This is a genomic window from Tunturiibacter gelidiferens, assembly GCF_013410115.1.
Lineage (GTDB): Bacteria > Acidobacteriota > Terriglobia > Terriglobales > Acidobacteriaceae > Edaphobacter > Edaphobacter gelidiferens.
The window spans coordinates 1521405-1540336 of the sequence record NZ_JACCCV010000002.1 but is presented as its reverse complement, the minus strand read 5'-3'; the positions used below and the strand labels follow the sequence as shown (position 1 = coordinate 1540336).

The 18932-nt window shown below is 56.1% G+C and carries 11 protein-coding genes and 1 pseudogene; 4 read left to right on the top strand and 8 right to left on the bottom strand.

Annotated features, from left to right (window positions below):
- Nucleotides 1-15: 15 nt before the first annotated feature.
- The 5 genes from HDF12_RS18510 to HDF12_RS18490 form a co-directional block, all read right to left on the bottom strand.
- Nucleotides 16-1062 (bottom strand): YncE family protein, encoded by a 1047-nt coding sequence (locus tag HDF12_RS18510; RefSeq protein ID WP_257025727.1) that lies wholly within the window; start codon nucleotides 1060-1062, stop codon nucleotides 16-18.
- A gap of 67 nt (nucleotides 1063-1129) precedes the next feature.
- Nucleotides 1130-2593, bottom strand: coding sequence for a sensor histidine kinase (locus tag HDF12_RS18505; protein WP_179585769.1), 1464 nt, complete (start codon nucleotides 2591-2593; stop codon nucleotides 1130-1132).
- A complete protein-coding gene (locus tag HDF12_RS18500) occupies nucleotides 2590-3300 on the bottom strand; it encodes a response regulator transcription factor (protein WP_179585767.1) in 711 nt (236 codons plus the stop codon). The genes HDF12_RS18505 and HDF12_RS18500 overlap by 4 nt, the downstream gene beginning before the upstream one ends.
- A 122-nt stretch (nucleotides 3301-3422) precedes the next feature.
- Nucleotides 3423-4673, bottom strand: coding sequence for an MFS transporter (locus HDF12_RS18495; protein ID WP_179585765.1), 1251 nt, complete (start codon nucleotides 4671-4673; stop codon nucleotides 3423-3425).
- Nucleotides 4674-4830: 157 nt separating this feature from the next.
- Nucleotides 4831-8235 (bottom strand): TonB-dependent receptor, encoded by a 3405-nt coding sequence (locus HDF12_RS18490; protein ID WP_179585763.1) that lies wholly within the window; start codon nucleotides 8233-8235, stop codon nucleotides 4831-4833.
- Between the two features lie 282 nt (nucleotides 8236-8517).
- Between HDF12_RS18490 and HDF12_RS22485 the strand changes: the two are divergent.
- Nucleotides 8518-8829 (top strand): annotated as a pseudogene (locus tag HDF12_RS22485) (winged helix-turn-helix domain-containing protein); the annotation flags it as partial.
- Nucleotides 8830-9150: 321 nt separating this feature from the next.
- Nucleotides 9151-10512 carry a TPR end-of-group domain-containing protein gene (locus tag HDF12_RS18485; protein WP_257025839.1) on the top strand — a complete coding sequence of 454 codons (1362 nt, stop codon included), beginning with the start codon at nucleotides 9151-9153 and terminating at the stop codon, nucleotides 10510-10512.
- Nucleotides 10513-10651: 139 nt separating this feature from the next.
- On the opposite strand, the gene HDF12_RS18480 is transcribed toward HDF12_RS18485, so the two are convergent.
- Nucleotides 10652-11950 carry a hypothetical protein gene (locus tag HDF12_RS18480; protein ID WP_179585759.1) on the bottom strand — a complete coding sequence of 433 codons (1299 nt, stop codon included), beginning with the start codon at nucleotides 11948-11950 and terminating at the stop codon, nucleotides 10652-10654.
- A gap of 193 nt (nucleotides 11951-12143) precedes the next feature.
- On the opposite strand from HDF12_RS18480, the gene HDF12_RS18475 reads away from it, so the two are divergent.
- Entirely contained in the window at nucleotides 12144-12611 is a 468-nt protein-coding gene (locus HDF12_RS18475; protein WP_179585757.1) for a hypothetical protein, read from the top strand.
- A 39-nt stretch (nucleotides 12612-12650) separates the two neighbouring features.
- On the opposite strand, the gene HDF12_RS18470 is transcribed toward HDF12_RS18475, so the two are convergent.
- Nucleotides 12651-13085 (bottom strand): hypothetical protein, encoded by a 435-nt coding sequence (locus HDF12_RS18470; RefSeq protein WP_179585755.1) that lies wholly within the window; start codon nucleotides 13083-13085, stop codon nucleotides 12651-12653.
- 633 nt (nucleotides 13086-13718) lie between these two features.
- On the opposite strand from HDF12_RS18470, the gene HDF12_RS18465 reads away from it, so the two are divergent.
- Nucleotides 13719-16283, top strand: a complete 2565-nt coding sequence (locus HDF12_RS18465; RefSeq protein WP_179585753.1) for a TonB-dependent receptor — start codon at nucleotides 13719-13721, stop codon at nucleotides 16281-16283.
- Nucleotides 16284-16292: 9 nt separating this feature from the next.
- Here the strand turns inward: HDF12_RS18465 and HDF12_RS18460 are convergent, their stop codons facing one another.
- On the bottom strand, nucleotides 16293-18932 hold the full coding sequence (locus HDF12_RS18460; RefSeq protein WP_179585751.1) for an ABC transporter permease: 2640 nt from the start codon (nucleotides 18930-18932) through the stop codon (nucleotides 16293-16295).

The window sequence follows — 18932 nt, the reverse complement described above, 5'->3', positions numbered from 1 at the left end:
TGCGAGGAATCCCGGCTAGTCCTGGCCGATCACCAGCACGGTAAAGCTATCGGGCAGGATAGACGGGCGCGGGTGAGGAGTCGCGGCGGTTGCAGGCGGTGCAGCGCCGAACTTGGCCGTTACCGTGTAGATCTTTCCGGTCGACGAGTCGAACGCCATCGTTCGAGCGCCCTTCATCGTGGAAAGCGTCTGTATCACCGGATACGTCGCCTTACTGGCATCGACAACGCTCAGCGTACCGTCGCCATTCGAAGAGAACACCAGCTTCTTGCTCGCGTCATATCCCGCGGCATCAGGTCCATCGCCTATGGTCGGCGTACCAAGCGACTTGCCGGTGTGCGAATCGGTGACTACCATCTTCTTGCCGTCGCAGACAGAAAAGAGACGTCCGCCATCCTTATCGAAGGCCAGCCCCGACGGCGAGTCGCATCCGGCCAGCGGCCACGTGGCAGTAATCTTTTGAGCTTTGGCGTCGAGTCGCACAATGCTGTTCTTATCTTCGATGTTTACGAAGACAGTTCCCGCGTCGTCGCTTTGGGGGAACTCCGGTTTGCCGGGCAGCGCGACGGTGCCTATCACTTTCCGATTGGCTGCATCGATCACCGTGGCGTTCTTGCTTGATCCATTGAACGCCCACAGCGTATTGGTGGAGCCCTCATAGGCCATGCCATCGGGATTCGTTCCGGCCGGAATCTTCGTCAGCGTAGAAAAATTGGAAGTATCGAAGACCACAACGTTGTTTGCTCCGCCATCTGAAGCAAAACCAGTCTTGCCATCGGGAGCGATGACGACGCCGTGGCATCGAGTCAATCCCTCAACGGCTCCGATGACCTTTCCAGTATTGGTGTCGACGACGTCGACGCGCGTCAGGTGGGCGATGTAAAGGCGATGGGATGTCGGGTCGACCGTCAGGTAGTCCCAGCCCCCCGTGCCTCCGATAGCCCATCGCTGTTCAATCTGGAATGGCTTTTGCGCCGTGGCAGACGATGTCGTAAGGAAAGGAGCCAGCGTCGATGCGGCAAAGATGAGGGAAGAGACTACTCGTCTGCTTTGATTCGGCATGTCAAGAACACTCCAGAATTGAAGAAATTTGTTTCTACAAATATCGCAGAGCTGGCTTAATGTACGCTTAAGACGTCACAGCTCCTTTTTCAAAATTCCTTGCAGTCCTATGATCTGTTCTTTGGGTTGTGGACGGCACCAGTGGCAGGGTAACGATGGCGCTCGTGCCATGCCCGGGATTACTCTTCAGGCGAATAGCTCCGTGGTATCGCAAAACGATTGCCTTTGAGATCGCCAGCCCCAGACCCGTGCCGCCAGTTCGCCGGCTACGGGACGGATCGCCTCGGTAGAACCGATCGAAGACGTGCGGAAGTACATCTTCTGGAATCCCTTCCCCATCGTCCTCAACAATCAATTGGGCCAACTCTCCCTGACTACTAACGATCGCGCGGACCTCGGTGCCGGCTCCGCTGTGTTGAATCGCGTTGTGGATCAGGTTAGAGCAAAGCAGGCGAAGCTGGTCGGGATCGCAAAAAACGAGAGTCGAAGTATCTGCGTTCACCACCAGGCTGATGCGATTGAAGCTGGCCAGCGTCCGAAAATGCTCAGCCACGTCGCGGAGAACGTCGCCCAGTTCGACAATACGATACGACTCCGGCTGTTCCCCGCCCTCTTCAAGCCGCGCCAGGGTCAGCATCTTTGCTACAAGTTCCTCCATGCGTTCAGAGTCGACTGTCACTCGCTCCAGTCCCTCTTCATATTCCTTCGCGGATCTCGTGCGCATGGTCAAAAGCTGCAGAGAAGACTTCACCACCGCCACCGAGGTTTTCAGCTCGTGGGCAGCATCGCTCACGAACTGTCTTTGTTGCGCGAAAGACTGCTCAAGTCTTAGGAGCGCGGATTCAATGGCTGAGACCAGCGGCTCGAGCTCTCGCACATAGCGGGCCTGACTGGAGGGACCCAGGTTCCACGAAGTTACCGAGATCTTGCCCGCTTGTTCGACAAGTTCATATAGAGGTTGAAGCCCACCGCGCAACAGACGCAGCAACACGACGCCGGTTATGACGAGAAGTAACAGGCCCGAGAGTGCATAGAAAGCGATGGCATCCCGAACTCTTTCCCAGACCGGGTGAGTGCGCGAACCATAGAGAATGATGACATGTCGGGCAACGCCACCTTTGGCATCTCCGGGATCGACTACTCGCAAACCGGGCCTGCGGATGACTCTATAGCGAACCCCTCGGACCGTCAGATTTCGAAACTCCCTTGTGTCGGTGCTGGCCAACTCCTGCTCCCCCCCTGGCCAGCCTTGCGACCCGATCACGCGGCCACGATCATCACGCACGATATAAATGTCCCGCTTCGGAGCGAGCCCCTCGGTTCCGTAAAGCATCAAGTTGTCTTCCGGGTCTTCTGCATCCTGGACCGCACCCAGTACGGAATCTGCTCGACCACGCAGCACTACATCCAAGGCTCGGAAGTGTGAAATCGCCTCATAGACACTGGCGATCCCAATCAAGGCCAGCAGAGAGCAGAGTTCCACCAACAGCACAGCTGTGATCAAGCGTCGTGTCAGCGAGTAGGTCTTCATGCCGATTCATCCTCGGCTTCCTTGAAGCTTGTGTGCTCCATCACAAGCCTGTAACCCCGATTGCGCAGATTCTCGATCGTTGGCGGATTCGTCCCCTCCCCGAGCTTGCGTCTCAGGTTCGAAACATGTGCCTCGATCACATTGGAGTGATGCACCCAGTTAAAGTCGTACATGTGCTCCAGCAACTCCCGCTTGGAGACAATAGCGCGAGGGCGATGCATCAGGTACTCGAGAATACGGTACTCCATGGGAGAAAGCACAATCGGCATGCCTGCACGGAAGACACTCTGGTCTCCGGTATGGAGTTCCAGATCACCCAGGCGAAGCGCAGGACTCGCCATCCCTTTGCCTCGTCGAATAAGCGCCTTTGCCCTGGCAATCACCTCTCCGAGGTCGAAAGGCTTGCTCAGGTAGTCATCCGCGCCGCTGTTGAGGAGTTGAATAATCGAAGACCGTTCGCTCCGTGCCGTCAGGATCAGGACCGCAGTGCTGTCCCTTCGTTCGCGGAGCCGGCGAAGCACCGTCAAGCCATCCAACTTCGGCAGCATAAGATCGAGAATAATCAGGTCGTAGCACAGATTTTCAGCGAGATCAAGACCCGTTTGCCCATCCTCAGCATGATCTACCGCGAAGCCAGGTCCGTCGCGCAGCGCATGTGCCACGTTTTCGGCAAGGCGAATCTCGTCTTCAACTAGCAGCACACGCATGAGTAGATCTCAACACACAAAGCTTAAGCCAGCCTTAAACTGCCCATCCGCCGAAATGATTGCCGGCGTACAGACTAACGCGAATATCAAGATGCTGAACCGTGAAACTCCTCGCAGGCCGATCAACCGGCTTTGGCTCGAAAGCTTCTTCCACGTCTCTCCGGACCAAATCCAAAGATGAAGAGCAGCATCACAATCACGACTACTTCAAAGATCGTAAGTGCTAAAGGATATCCCAGGTGATCGCGCAACAGAAACTCGATGGAAACTGCTGGAGATGCTATCAGCACTCCCAGTTGGTAGACGAATCCAGGGAACAGGCTGCGCACCGAATCTGGAGAAAGTTCGTTCAGGTGTGCCGGAATGACTCCAAAGGCTCCCTGCACCCCGGTTTGCATCAGATAGGATCCAACGACGAGCATCAGAATCGTCCCGCCGAAGGCCCATGCCGGAATCGCTGCGAGGCTCAAAACCAGAGCCATCATAATCGCATATCGCCTTCCTACTCTTTCGGAGATGTATCCAAAGAACACGGCCCCCGTTATAGCTCCGATGTTATAGATAATCGGAATCCCATACAGCGGTTTCATCCCCAGCACCAAAGAGCTTCCGACGGCCGGAATACTCTTGAGAAAGTCGGGGTAAAGATCTTGTGTCCCGTGCGACAGACAGGACATCACGACCATCACCAACAAAAGGTACGAGAAACTCCCCATGTGTTGAAAAAGAGTCTTGAAGATCGTCTTTACTGAGCCCATCCGGTGAAGCTTCCATGCTTCAGACTCCGGCGAAAGTAAAGTCAGGACGACAATTACCGCCGCCATCAACGTTCCTACGAGGAACATCGAATGCCATCCCAGGCGCGGCATGATCGTCAACATACCCACGGCTGCCAGAAGATATCCGAACGGGTAGCCTCCCTGCATCATCCCGGAGAGAAGGCCCCGCAACTTTCTTGGGGCGTTCTCCATCGCGAACGAAGCCCCAATACCCCAATAGCCCCCCATGCCAATTCCATATAGAGCTCGCATCACGACAAAGAATGTGTAGTTCGGAGAGAAGCCGCTTAAAACCGTGATGAGCGAAAAGTAGATGACACACAGCATGAGCGGCTTTCTGCGTCCAAACCGGTCGGCCAGTGCTCCAAAGATCAGGGCGCCAACCGGGCGCATCGCCAGGGTGATCGAGATCGTAAAGACAATTGCTCTCTTCTCTACTTGAAAGTGACTCGCGAGAGTGTCGAAAAGGAAGACAATGACAAAGAAATCGAACGCGTCAAGTACCCAGCCGAGCAGACCGGAAGCCACTGCGAACTGCCAGCCGGGCGTGTTCTGTTCAGTTTGCGAAACAGTCAATTCATCTTCAATATGCATGCAAGGCCCTCGCTGGCATCGATGGTGCAGGCATCGCCAGTACCCCAGCAGACTTCTGAGCTAAAACTGCGTTTCTACTCTCGACAAAGGTTGGGGAGACGAAGCACTGTGAAGCAAGCGCGATGTCGGCTTCGAGTGCCTCCATCGCGCTTAGGTTCTAGAAGACAAACTTCGCTCCAAGTTGGATCTGTCGAGATGACGAGGAGGTTTGGTTGAGTGCCGTGGGGAGGGAAGTCCCATCGAAATCATAGGCAGAATTATTTTGACCGAAGCTGTTCAGGAACCCAGGAGAGAGGTAGTTGGTGTGGTTGAGAATATTGAAGAACTCCGCCCGGAACTGCACATTGAAGGTGTCCGATATTCGCGGCACTTTTGTGTTTTTGAAGAGAGAAAAATCTACAGTCGTGAGATGTGGACCATAGAAACTGTTACGTCCGGAGTTTCCGACAACGTTCGAGCAGAACTGGCGCCCCGCAGGAGCTGCAGGTCCTGAGTAGTTGAGAAAAGAGTTAGGCGCGCATCCCAGAGGGTTCGCCGCAGTTGCAACTCCAAGAGACAACGGCGCCGTCGGTGGCGTGAAGCAATTGGTATTGATGTAGTTCAATCCCTTTCCGCCTGTGGGTTTGCAACCAGGAAGTACATCTGCAAAGTCCATGGAGTAGTCACCGTTGAACCCCGTGCCGAGAGGATCATTTCCTCCTCCCACCGTCACCGTAAAAGGAGCGCCCGTCTCTGCGGTGACGATGCTCCCAACCTCCCATCCGTGGGCCGCGAAGTTTGCAAACGAAGAAGAGAAGTTCGGTGCCGGAATCTCCCAGATGAAGTTACCGGTCAGGACCTGTCTGATATCGAAGTCACAAGCCCCAATCCTGGCCTGCTTGTTGAACAGAAGCGGAACAGCAATCGAATTCAAATAGGTGTCTCCCGTGACTGGAGCTGAACTAAGATCGCGGCACTTGCTCCAGGTGTATGAGAGTTGCCCTTGAATGCCGTGATCCGCCGTCTTCTTCAGTTGGGATTGCAGTCCCTCATAACTGGCCGCCCCATCGAACAACACAGGACGAATGCCGGCCCCGCCGCCCCAATTGGGATCGACTCGTGTCCCAGTCTGTGTGTTCGCACATGTGCTTCCTGCGCTGAGCGAAGATGGGTCACATGGAAAGACGAGACCGACTCCACTCACCACGGTCCCTTGCACGAGATTGATATCGTCAGCTGCTGCTGACAGGTGGAGGGAACGAGAGCCTACATAGCCGAGGGTCATCATGAAACCCTGTCCCAGGTCCTGCTGGATATTTACATTCCAGTTGTAAACGGCTGCGCGCTTCGGATGGATGTCGATGTAACGATTCCGAATCTTCTGACGGTTGAAGTTAACATTGCCGTCGATGACGCCCGTTCCCAGAGTCGCATTAGGATCCGTGCCAATAATTTGGAACGGAGCAGTCGCCGCTGTATTCAATCCAAACTCATAAGGCAGGGGCAGCACGTCAAACATTCCGAACGCTCCGCGCACTGCGGTCTTTCCAGCGCTAAAGGGATCCCATGAGAATCCAACTCGCGGCTCGAAGTCTTTGGTCGTGGGATTGGAGGAGATCGGACTGTTCACACCGACCGGACCACACGCTGTACTGCTGGCTCCGCAGTTGACCAGTGTTGTGATCTCCTGGAAACCCGCGGCTGCAACGGTATAACCATTGACCGTATAACCCGGAACCGTATTCGAATCGGTTGGTTTGGTCGTCGCTTCGTACCGTAGTCCCAGGTTCAGAGTGAAGTTCTTAGTCACGGTCCAGTCGTCCTGAACATAGCCAGCGAAGAGACTCTCACGCAGCCCCACCTCGGTGGACCCTCCCGGAGCAAGCGCGTTTAGCTGATCGGCTTGATTGCTCAAAAACTTCCCGAGGCTGGAGTAAGTGTTCATTCTTCCGTTTGGACTGAGTTGCTCGAGAACGTTGTATCGCATCCGCTCAAAGGCGAAGCCGAGCTTGATCGAGTGGGTGCCCTTCGTCAGGAAGGCGTCATCATAGATCTGACCTGAGGTCCACGCATGGTTGAACTTATTAAATCCATTGAGCCCATAAGCCGTCGTAAGGCCGGCGACCGGCAGCTGCGGTGGCGCTTTGGAACCCGGCGCAATCGCAAGGGCCGCATCAGTTGCTACAGCGTTGCCAGAGATAGGTGTGTTGATCTTGCCGATGATTCGGCTAACACCGCCTCGCAAAGTGTTTGCGAACGAAGGACTAAAGACGTGGGTCTCTTCCGCCGTATAGAGCTGTCTGCGAGAGAAGACGCCGTGGACTGCATTATTAAGTGGATCGGCCTGGGTCTGCGGCCCGGAATCGAAGAAGTAGGTCGCGTCAAGATTGTCCCGATTCGAGATCTTTTGATCAAAGCGGGTGATGACGTAGTTTTCTGACGCGTGGGTAGGTGTGGACACGTTGAGGGATTGAATTCCGTTTATGTCAGGCGCGCTCGTGGGGGCCACCGGCCACAAAGCAAGATAGGGAACGATCGCAGGCACCGCGAGGGCTCTCGAGGCGGCGTCCGGAACGTGGATAGTACCGGAGTTCGACTGACTCTGCCGAATACCTTCGTAGTCCACGAAGATGAAAGAGTGGTCCTTGTAGATCGGCGCTCCCGCGGAACCACCAAACTGAAGCCGGCGGAACGAGGGGATCTGTGGACCGTCAAAGTAGTTGCGGGCATCGAAGATGCTGTCGCGATCGAAGAAGTAAGCAGTCCCATGAACTGCGTTCGTACCCGACTTGGTGATCGCGTTGATAACTGCGCCGGAAGTCCGTCCATACTCCGCCGTGTAGTTGGCGGTCAGCACAGAGAATTCACCGATTGCGTCAACTCCCAGATTGACCCCCGTTGCGCCGCCGGGTGCTGCATTTGAGTAGTCATTGGTGACCATACCGTTCACCCGGTAGGTATTTTCGTTTGCACGATGACCACCGTCACTCAATTGGTTGCCAAAGCCACGATTTCCCTTGTTGGCGCTAAAGCCGGTAGTCGCCTGGTTGGGAATACTCACAACTCCTGGTTCAAGTGTCGCCAACGAGGTCCAGTCTCGACCGTTCAACGGCAATTCTCGAACTGTCCTTGAATCTACCGTTGCGTTCAGACCAGACGACGAGGATTGAATAGAAGGCGGAATCGTAGTCACGATCACAGTTTGAGAGACTTTGCCGGGCAGCAGCTTCCCATCATAGGTCTGTTGCGCACCCACAGTGAGAGTCAGACCCTCTTGCAGCACTGTGCTAAACCCGGTCGCCTCTACCTTGACGGTATAGCTCCCCGGAAGAAGATTTGGAATGACGTAAAACCCCGCGTCGTTGGTCTTGGCGGATCGGCTTGAACCGTTCGAAATATTTTGAGCGGTGACCAGCGCTCCCGGTACTATTGCGCCCGAGTTGTCAGAGATCTCCCCCGAAAGTGTCGCACCCGATACCTGCCCCGCTGCCGGTTTCGAAAGACCGACACCGACGATAAGTGCACTCAAGGTGCACACCAACAAACGCGACCCAAACTTTCTGTAGTCGATTCCAAACGTCATAGCGCCTCCAACTGCCTCATTAAGAAAGTGAATTTTCCGTGCTCAAGGCACAGTTCAGGACTCTGCAAGTGCGTGAATATTGAACCTTAGTCGTGAAACAGGCAATAGATCACGTATCAGTTGGCAAACATTTGGAGATAACGCTACTACTCCTTTGAATTGAGTGAGTTTCGCCGGCGTATAACAGGTCGCAGCCCGCGCCTTTGTAATTGACATGACACAGAAGAGGGGCTTATAGTTCGACGCTGTCGTCAAGTATTCACAAACGCGGGCTTATATCTCATGATCTCGGAGCAAGTCGAAACACATTTCCGCATCGTCCGATTCGGCCTATTTGAGGTCGATCTCGAAGCGTGTGAGCTTCGAAAGAAGGGTGTGCGCATTAAGCTCCAGGATCAGCCGCTACATATTTTAAGAGTGCTCATTGAACGTCCAGGCGAGATCGTAAGCCGGGAAGAATTACGGCATCGACTCTGGCAGCCGGACACCTTTGTTGACTTCGACCACAGTCTGAATACCGCCATGATGCGACTCAGGGAGGTTCTCGGTGATTCATCTGAGAATCCCAGATTTATCGAGACCGTCCCGCGCAAGGGCTACAGATTTGTCGCCCCGGTTCACCAGATCAGACCCGAAACACCAGCAGACTTCGCAGGAACTCAGGAAGTGAATCAGGCTACTCTTCCGCCTGCGACGGAATCGAAAGACCTCGATCAGAGCACGGGTGACGTGGCCGCTGCTCCTACAACTTGGACCAAAAAAAGTTATCAGATCTCGCTGTTTCCTGCGTTGGCGATCGTTGTAATTCTGGTTCTATTGACCGCGATCGTGTCGTCAATTTTCTTCAGACTCCGACCCGACAGCATATTTGCGTACGCCCCATCGAAGCCCATCACGTCTCTGGTCGTACTGCCAATGGAAAATCTCTCAGGCGACAAGAGCCAGGAGTACTTCGCCGATGGCATGACCGACGAACTCATCGCAAGCCTCGCGAGAATTAGTTCAATTCGAGTGCTCTCTCGCACCACGGCCATGGAGTACAAAGACTCGCATGAGTCACTCGGGAAAATCGCCCGTGACCTTGGAGTGGACGCAGTCGTCGAAGGTACGGTCCTTCGCTCCGGGGATCGTGTAAGGATCACCGCAGAGCTGATTCAAGTCTCCACCGACAGGCATCTCTGGGCCGATACCTACGAGAGTCCGATCGATGACGTCCTCACCTTGCAAAACCGGGTAGCCTCCGCAATTGTTGAACAGATCCGCATTCAACTCACATCCCAGGATAAGACACGACTCGCCAGCAGGCGTCTCGTTAAGCCCGAAGCGTACGAGGACTTCCTGAAAGGGTTGTTCTACTGGAACAAGCGATCCAGGGAAGACCTCCTCAAAGCCATCGACTACTTTCAATTGGCTATTGTGAAAGACCCGCAATACGCCTTGGCATATGCTGGTCTGGCAGACTGCTACGGCATTCTCGGAGCAGCTATCGTAGGCACTGTTCCTACGATTGAAGTCGCCCCGAAAGCGGAAGCCGCTGCCATGAAGGCGGTCGAACTGGATGACTCTCTCGCCGAGACGCAGACCGCCTTGGCGACGGTCCAGTTTAACTACAAGTGGGACTGGAAAGCCGCCGAAAGAGGGTTCCGAAGGGCCATCGAGCTGAACCCCAACTACGCGACCGCCCATCAGCGATACTCCCTCTACTTGACCGCAATGGGACGTCGAAGCGAAAGCCTGCTGGAGATGGAGCGCGCTCGGTCACTTGACCCGCTCTCCGTCAGTATGAACTTCAGTCTCGGATGGCGGCTCTACATGGCTCGCGAGTACGACCGCGCCATCGTGCAGTTGAACGATGCAATCGAAATGGATCCAACCTTCGTACTTCCTCATATCGTGCTTGGACAAGCCTACGAGCAGAACGGAGAATTTGCGAAGGCGATCGCCGAGCTGGAGAAGACGGCAATCATGTCGCACCAGAGCCCCCCTGTCATCGCAGCTCTCGGACACGTCTACGCCGTTGCAGGGAGAATCAATGAAGCCCATAAGATTCTCGAAGAGCTTCAGTCGGAGTCGCAAACTGGCTACGTCTCTCCTTTTTATGTTGCCCTTGTCTACGCGGGCTTGAAAGACGAGAGCCGCACCATGGAGTGGCTCGAGAAAGCCTACGCCGATCGCTCCAACAGTATGGTCTTCGCTAACGTAGATCCTCGACTCGACAACCTGCGAAGCGACCCGAAGTTTCAACACCTTCTCGAACGAATGAAGTTTGCTTTTTAGGCATCTTGTCAGCGAAACGTCTTTAGTGAGACGTCATCTCGACCGAAGCCGTGCGGTCTTATCGCACGGCGCAGTGGAGAGGCCCCCGCATTTCGCTTTTGCAGTTGCTTTCTTACAAGCTCGCTTGAACTTCTGGACCCTACAGCTTCGGAGAGGGAAGTACGGTGGAGTTACGCGGCGTTGTCTGAAGCACTAGCCGAGTATCGCGAGCGAAAGTGACGTCCCGTCCACGCTTGATCCACCGTTCGTAGATTGAGATCGCCGCTCCGTAGTAACCGAGTCCGGCAGCGAGGTTTCGCTGCTGCGCGGCCGTTCCGATAATAAAGCCGATAAAACCGAGACTGTTGGAAGCAACTGCATCCTTCCCGAATCCGCCACCCTTATCTTCATCGAGTGGCCGCGCAGCAAGCACCAGCAGGGTGAATGGGACCAGAAGTTTATCCTGCGGCTTTGGCTTCACCTGGCCTTCTGAATCGAGCGCAAGCTTGTCCGGAGCTGCAGAGTCGGCTCCCGTAAGAGATGCCTGAACATTCTGCGTCGTGCCGCTCGGTAGGATCAGTTGCCGAAAGGCGAAGTGCAGCGTTCCGCCACGACCGAAGTTGCGGGCCGGCTTGGCTTCTGTAACCGCCCCGACGATTGTGGCGCCTTCGGGCACTGCAATGGTGTGGTCCGGGTTATAAATAGGCTCCGCCACCGTCGCCCTTATCTCCTGGCCAGACTTTGAGGTAGCAGAGCTCAGCGAGTCGCCGAGGTAAGCCTGGATGATCCACGTCTTGCTATCAACCTGCGACGACGCAGGTGTGATCGCGACTGGCTGCGCCGTTGCATCAGTCTCTACAGCTTGTGGCGAAAGAGAGAGCGGCTCCGAGGTTTCAACCGTCCACGCCGTTTTCTTTTCAATGCGTTGAGGGTGATAGGGAAGCTGGGTGTACAGAAACTGCGTGAGGCGGTCTCCTTTATCCGGGCCGGTAATAATGGCGAGCTTATCTTTTAGGATTTGGACACCATTGTCCCATTGCTGGTGGACGAAGCCTCCTTTGCGAGGCGGCGGTGCGACCAGACGATAGATCGGAGCGCCATCGGTAGCGACACCGGTCACCAGTGGGACCGTTGTGCCATCGGCCAAAGTCACACTCGTAAAGCGAACGACAGGAATACGAAAGGGAGTGAAATCCCCACGAAGGCGGGCGGTAACGCGACGCGAGTGGTTGGCGCGCAGACCTACAACAGTGCCGGAGACAATGGTCTTGGCTGGAAGAACTTCTGTCTCGTCAACATAGATCGGGTAGATGAGCTCCGCTCTTATCGGTTGGCCAACCCGCATCGGAAGATGATCTTCGATCTGGACCGGAAAGGGTGTACCTGCAGGAAGGGTAACGCTTTGAGCTGTGCAGACGCTGGCAAGAAACGCCAGGGAGCACAAGGGGAGTTTTCGCAAAACCATACTCCATGATGAACCCCGAAACTTAACTCAACATTAAGACACGCGAAACCTAATTGAAATCAGAGATCTAGATACCAGGCCCGCACAGGAATCTACGTATTGGACGTAACGCTTCAGCCTTCACGCCCACTTAAGTCTTTGCTGGCAAACTATCGAAGTTCTTAGAGAACTGCAGGGAGCAAAAACCATGAAAAGAAACATGTCAGCTTTGACGACCGCGCTGCTGATAAGCAGCTCCTCCTTGATCGTGCTTGGACAAGAGAAGACGTTGAACCGTTCTCAGCTCCCACCCGCCGTTGAGAAGACTGTACAGACACAGTCCCAGGGAGCCACCATCAAAAGATTTATTACTGAGCGGGAGAATGGCAAGACGGTCTATGAGGCCGAGATGATCGTGAAAGGTCATACAAAAGATATTCAAATTGCCAAGGATGGAACCCTGAACGAGATTGAAGAAGAAGTCTCAATGGATTCTCTTCCTCTGGAAGTTCAAACAGCATTGCGAACAAAGGCAGCAGGGGCAGTGATCACCAAGGTGGAATCATTGACCAGGCAGGGCTCTGTGGTCGCCTACGAGGCATCAACCCTCAAAGGAAGTCAAAGAGGTGAAATTCAAGTCGGACCGACAGGAAAGCAACTCGCCCATCCTGAATAAAGCTCAAGCGGGTGGCCTCTAAGTGACGACAAACACGCTCTACTTTAAAAGAAGAGCCACCGCTTGCGAAAGGGAGATGTCCAAAGGCAGCGGCTGGAAGTCGCGATGGATTGAGTGCTGACGCCGGCCTATCGTTTTAAAGAGAGCGATACGTCCGTCGATCTTAACGTCGAGCAGGGTAGTCTTCCACACACCTGGCCCGACCAGATCGCGTGTGGTCGTGAAGTTCGTTCCCCGATGAATGGTGCCAAGCACACCGTATCCATACGAAACGTCATCGAACAGATAGCCGCTGAGCTGATGGAGTCGTCGTGATCGACCATCAACGATCAGCGTTCCACTCATGCCATGGAGGGCTCGTTCCTCAAAAGTCTGCGGAATGTAATTCGGGTTGGGTTTGTAATTGATGCGAAGCCAGGACCCCTCGTGCCCGCCATCCTCGAACACGAAAGCTCGAGGCAAAAGATCGACCATCTCCCTCGCATGTTTTTCGTCGTTCTGTTGCTCTTGCTTGCTGTTTCGAAGAGAACTCGGATCCGCTGCGATCGACTTGATCCGGGCGACTTCCTCTGCGCGACGGCCCGCGGAGAGCGGTTGGCCATCCTCTGCAATGAGATACCTGAGTCTTCCCTCCCAGATATCCGCTACTCGCTCAGTCCACTCATGCCCTTTCGTACGATCGGACGTCTCGATCGAAGTATAGAGAAACGGCGGTCTTTGCGTAGCCGCCTCTCGCTCTGCGCTGACAACCGACCTCACAACATTCGCAAAATTGTCGCTACTCTGCGCGTGCGAGCTCACGTCGTTGAATTCACTCAATCCAACAACTAGAACGAAGAAGAGAAGAGCCCGGCTGATTCTGTACCTTCGGCCTCGGGCATCTGCCATGGGTAGAGCTTACAAAGTGGGGATTAAGTGGAGCTTAAGAGTGGCTCGATTTTGTCGCTGTTGAAATTGTCTCGCACAAGCTAGAGGCACCATTCAAATTCATGAATGAGGCCTTCCGCATGCCACGGTGACACGCTCAGGATCTCGTGCGCTGATCCACGCGAACCGATCTCATCTCCCGTTCAGCATTTCTTAAGCTTCACTCGTTAACATAAGCGCATGTCACCGCGTCACTTGTTAGCTCTTCTGTTGCTCGCTCTGTCCTGCTCTTCTTTCGCGCAGACTGTGCTGTCTGTCCGCGGCTCCATCCTCGATCCCACGGGCGCAGCTATCCCTGGCGCCACCGTTCGACTCGAAACCACCGCCGGCGTTCTCGCCTCCCAATCCGAATCCGACGCTAAGGGAAACTTCACCCTCAACAACCTCTCCCCTGGCAACTATTCGCTGATTGTCCCTACCTACTCAGGCTTCGCCGCCTACACCGCCCCGCTCCACCTCACCACCAGCATCGCCAACGTAAAGATCACCCTCTTCACCCAGTCCATCAATCAGGAGGTCAACGTCGATGACACCAACCAGTCCCTCTCCACCGACTCCTCCGCCAACAAAGACACCGTCTCAGTCTCCGGCGACGACCTCCGCAAAATCCCCGTCTTCGACCAGGACATCGTCGCCACCCTCACTCCCTTCCTCGACAGCTCCGCAGGTTCATCCGGTGGCACCACCATCATCGTCGACGGCGTCGAGATGAAGTCCGTCGGCGTCTCTGCCTCCGCCATCCAGGAGGTCCGCATCAACAACGACCCCTACTCCGCAGAGTTCACCCGCCCCGGTCGCGGCCGCATCGAGATCACCACCAAACCGGGCTCCCCCATCTTCCACGGCGAGGCCAACTTCATCTTTCGCGACGCCATCTTCAACGCCAAAAATTACTTCTCCCCTGTTCGCCCACCGGAGACCCGCCGCATCTACGAAGGTCACATCGGCGGTCCCGTCGGACGTGACGGACACACCAGCTTCATCGCCTCCGCATCCTACCGCCAGCAGGACACCGCCTCCGTCGTCAACGCCATCGGCCCCAATGGCGTCATCAGCGAGAACGTCCTCACCCCCAACCGCAACTCGCAGTACTCCATGCGCGTCACTCACGACTTCTCTCCCAACCATCGCCTCTCCGTCGGCTACAACTACGAGGGCTCCACCAGCACGAACGCAGGAGTCGGCGGCATCACCCTCCCTGAAGCAGGCTACAACCTCAACTCCCGCGAGGACGACGCCATCTTCAACGACCGCCTCATCCTTACCCCCAATCTCATCAACCAACTCCTCGTCACCTTCGAGAAGGATGAGGACGTCACCAAATCCGTCACCGACGCCCCATCAATCCAGGTCAGCGGCTCCTTCATCGGCGGCGGCGCTCAGGCCGACATCGCACGCACCGAAAACACCATCCACGTCAACGAAATCCTCACCTGGAGCCGCGGAAAGCACTACCTGCGCGTTGGCGTTCAACTTCCACAGTTCAGTCGCCGTGCCGTCGACGACCACACCAATCGTCTCGGCACCGTCAAATTTGCCTCTCTCACCAACTACGCCGCAAACACGCCCTACGTCTTCACCGCGCAGCAAGGCAGCGGACGCGCCCTCTACTGGATCAACGAGCTCGGCTCTTTCATCCAGGACCAGATCAAGCTCACCCCACATCTCCAGGCCTCTCTCGGCCTGCGCTACGACTGGCAGACCTTCCTGCCCGACAACAACAACTTCTCCCCGCGCATCTCGCTCGCCTACGCCCCCGGCAAAGGCAAGACCATCTTCCGCACCGGCACCGGCTTCTTCTACGACCGCACCGGCGGCGACTTCCCCGCCACCGTCAAGCTCCACGACGGCGTCGTCCTCCACTCCATCCAGATCCAGAATCCCACCTTCCCCATCCCACCCAACTTCGACTTCAGCAACGTCCCCACCAATCTCGCCCGTTTCGACGCCCACGTCCGCACACCCTACGCTATCCAATACAGCGTCGGCGTCGAACGCCAGATCCACAAGACCATCACCGTCACCGCAGCCTATCGTGGCCAGGTCGGAGTAAAGTCCTTCCGCTCCCGCGACGCCAACGCCCCCATCCTGCCACCCGACCCGATTCTCTCCGCCAACTACCCGCGCCCCAATCTCAACTACGGCCAGATTCAACAGATCGAATCCGGCGGTCGCAATCTACTCAACGCCCTCGACCTCTCCTTCCGCGGCCAGGCTGGACGCTGGTTCTCCGGTCAGGCCCAGTACACCTTCTCCCGCTTCGAAAACAACACCGGAGGCATCAACGCCTTCCCCCAGAATCAATACAACCCCAACGACGAGTGGGGCCGCGCCGATCAGGACCGCCGCCAGCGCTTCAATCTCATCGGCAACATCAACCCCGATCACTGGCTCTCACTCGGCCTCATCGCCACCCTCTACACCGGCACGCCCTACACCGAGACCACCGGCAACGATGACTTTCACACCGGCCTCGGCAACGCTCGCCCCGCCGGCGTAGGACGCAACACCCTCAAGGCTGGCGGTGTCGCCTCGCTCGACCTCATCTATGACCACGACTTCCGTCTCACCAGGGAGACAGGTGACAAAGCCAAGTTTCTCTCCGCCGGAGTCTCCGCCTTCAACGTCCTCAACCACGCCAACTTCACCAGCTACATCGGCTCTCTCAACTCGTCTCTCTTCGAGCATCCCACCGCGGCCCTCGCAGGTCGTCAACTGCAGTTCTCCATCGGCTACAGCTTCTAGTTGAGCAGTTCACTCCTCACGCAGCAGTCTCATAGGATCCACCGACAGCGCACGCTGCGCTGGAATCCACGTCGCCACCAGTCCCAGCATCGCCATCGCCAGCACAACCCCAGCCAACACCAGAGGATCGCGCGGAGTCGCCTGATGCACGATGAAGGCCAACACCCGGCTCGCCAGAACTCCAAAGATCAGTCCCACTGCCGACCCGAATGCCAGCAATTTGACTGCGCGTCCCAGCGCCGCCCGCAGTACCTGCATCCGCTGAGCGCCGAGCGCAACGCGAATTCCGAACTCCCGCAGCCGTTTGCTCACCGAGTAAGCCGCCATCCCAAAGATCCCCGTGATCGACAGCAGCGCACCCATCATGCCAAGCACACCCAGCGATAACGTTGCGACCCGCGACGGAAACATCACCACCGACAACATGCTGTTCCACGTATTGGTGTCGACCGGCAAACCCGCATCCAGCTCGCGCACTTTACTCCTGATGGCCCCGGCAAGCTCCTGAGGATCGCGCCGCGAACGCACCGCAATATAACCCGCACTCGATGGCGTTCGCAGGGAAGGAAGAAACATCGCCGGCTCTTGCTCTTCCGTAACGCTCAAGTACTTCCCATCTTCGACAACCCCTACGATCTGCACCCGTGTTCCATCCTGCAGCTTGTAATACCTCCCAACCGCGCTCGTTACCGATCCAAACATCTTGCCCGCAAACTCTCTGTTCACCACCACAACGGCAGGGGCATTCATGTCGTCGTTCCATCGGAAGCTTCTCCCCGCCAACAGACTTGTTCCCGCTGCCTCGAAGTACCCGGGAGATATGTCATACCGGTAGGGCATCGCTGCAACATTCGATTGACTCAGCTCCGTAGTTGCATCTTTGAAGACATTAGCCCTGGTACCAGCGCCATAGATCAGTGGTGCGTAGTTATTGACCAATCCAGCGCGCTCGACGCCAGGGATCGTCTCGATCGCATCGATCATTCGTCTCTGCATAGCAGTCGCTCTGTCAACGCTATAGCCAGCCATCGCCAGGTTCGCACCGACCAGCATCGTGTTTCGATCAAAGCCTAAGTTGCTGTGCAACGTACGCACCAGTCCACGCAGCGCCACCATCGAAGAGGTAACGAGCACCGCGCAGATCGCAATCTGAACGACAAGTAACACGTCGCGGACAGTCATCTTCCGACCGAGACGAACGTTCGATCCCGCCTTGACGATCTCATACGGATTCGCCCGAAGCACCTGCCGCACGGGAACGATGGCAAACAGCAGACCACTCACTACAGCCAAAGCCACAGCGACAAGATAGACCGTCGCGTCCGGTGTGACAGGCAGATGGATCGGCGCGTCCGAAAACGGCTGCCACGTGCTCAACCGTCGCAACAGAACCGCGCTGCCCAGCAGTCCCGCGGCTCCTCCAACCAAAGAGATAATCATCGCTTCGGTGAATAGCTGCTGCAGGATGCGTCTACGACTCGAGCCAAGTGCCAGCCGCAGTGCAACCTCGCGGGAGTGGTCCGCAGCATGAGCCGCAAACAGGCTGCCCAGGTTGGCGCATGCAGCCAGCAAAATCAATCCGGAGAGCAGCATCAATCCCGCAATGAACCCCTCCGCTGGACGGCGAAACGAAGTCAGTCCCGTACGCGACAACGTAGAACTCTTATGCACCGACTCTTTAGGATAGGTCTTCTGCAAATACGCACCCACGGAGTTCATATCTGCGACAGCCTGAGCGGGAGTCACACCCGGCTTCAGATGCCCCAGGACCTCGAAGATTCCTGCGTTGTTCGCACGCGCATTCAGGTCGAAGTCAGCGGCCAGCTGCGCCTGGTTAACGATCGGCACAAAGAAGTCCGGAGAGATAAACAGCAGCGTGCCCTGAAATCCCTGCGGTGCTACACCGATGATGGTGAAAGGATGTTGGTTCAGCCGAACGACACGGCCGATCACACCACGATCATCCTGAAAACGGCTGTGCCAATACGAATAGCTGAGCACAACATAGGGCGCGCTATCCGGGCCGTGCTCGTCGGAGCCATGAAAGACGCGGCCAAGATAAGGTTGAATCCTCAACACGTCGAAGTAGTTCCCACTCGTGGCAAAGCCAGTAGATACGGAGAGGTCCTTGCCCGTCTGCACCGCCACAAAGGCGAAATTAAACGCTGCCAGCCCCTCGAAGCTGTGATTGCGATCTCGCAGATCGACGTAGTTGGGATACGACTGCCATCCTGCACCGTCCCCGTACTCGCTTCCATACAGACTCTCGGCTTGCGGCACATTCATTGGGCGCAGAATAAGTCCATTCAAAATCCCGAAGACCACGGCGTTCGCGCCGATGGCAAACGCCAGGGTCAGCACCGCTGTAAGCGCGAACCCCGGAGAGCGGCGCAACTGCCGAGCAGAGTAGCGAAGATCGGACCAGACGCTTTCCAGTCCGAGCGCCACGTCAGCCAAAGCGACACGCTCTCTTGTCGCCGTGCGGTTGCCGAAGCGGACTAGAGCGTCGCGTCGCGCCTCGACGGCGGTCATGCCGGCAGCCAGGTTGTCGTCTATACGCAGGTCAAGGTGCGACTGAAGCTCGGCGTCGATCTCACGGTCTACGCGCGAGCGGGAGAAAAGATTCGTGATACGCCGAACCAGCGACAT

Excerpts from the sequence above, each read along its gene's own strand:
- HDF12_RS18470 (WP_179585755.1), bottom strand. The coding sequence starts at position 13,085 with ATGGTCGATCTTTTGCCTCGAGCTTTCGTGTTCGAGGATGGCGGGCAC.
- HDF12_RS18500 (WP_179585767.1), bottom strand. The coding sequence starts at position 3,300 with ATGCGTGTGCTGCTAGTTGAAGACGAGATTCGCCTTGCCGAAAACGTG.
- HDF12_RS18495 (WP_179585765.1), bottom strand. The coding sequence starts at position 4,673 with ATGCATATTGAAGATGAATTGACTGTTTCGCAAACTGAACAGAACACG.
- HDF12_RS18475 (WP_179585757.1), top strand. The coding sequence starts at position 12,144 with ATGAAAAGAAACATGTCAGCTTTGACGACCGCGCTGCTGATAAGCAGC.
- HDF12_RS18460 (WP_179585751.1), bottom strand. The coding sequence starts at position 18,932 with ATGTCGCTGGTTCGGCGTATCACGAATCTTTTCTCCCGCTCGCGCGTA.
- HDF12_RS18485 (WP_257025839.1), top strand. The coding sequence starts at position 9,151 with ATGGAAAATCTCTCAGGCGACAAGAGCCAGGAGTACTTCGCCGATGGC.
- HDF12_RS18505 (WP_179585769.1), bottom strand. The coding sequence starts at position 2,593 with ATGAAGACCTACTCGCTGACACGACGCTTGATCACAGCTGTGCTGTTG.
- HDF12_RS18510 (WP_257025727.1), bottom strand. The coding sequence starts at position 1,062 with ATGCCGAATCAAAGCAGACGAGTAGTCTCTTCCCTCATCTTTGCCGCA.
- HDF12_RS18490 (WP_179585763.1), bottom strand. The coding sequence starts at position 8,235 with ATGACGTTTGGAATCGACTACAGAAAGTTTGGGTCGCGTTTGTTGGTG.
- HDF12_RS18465 (WP_179585753.1), top strand. The coding sequence starts at position 13,719 with ATGTCACCGCGTCACTTGTTAGCTCTTCTGTTGCTCGCTCTGTCCTGC.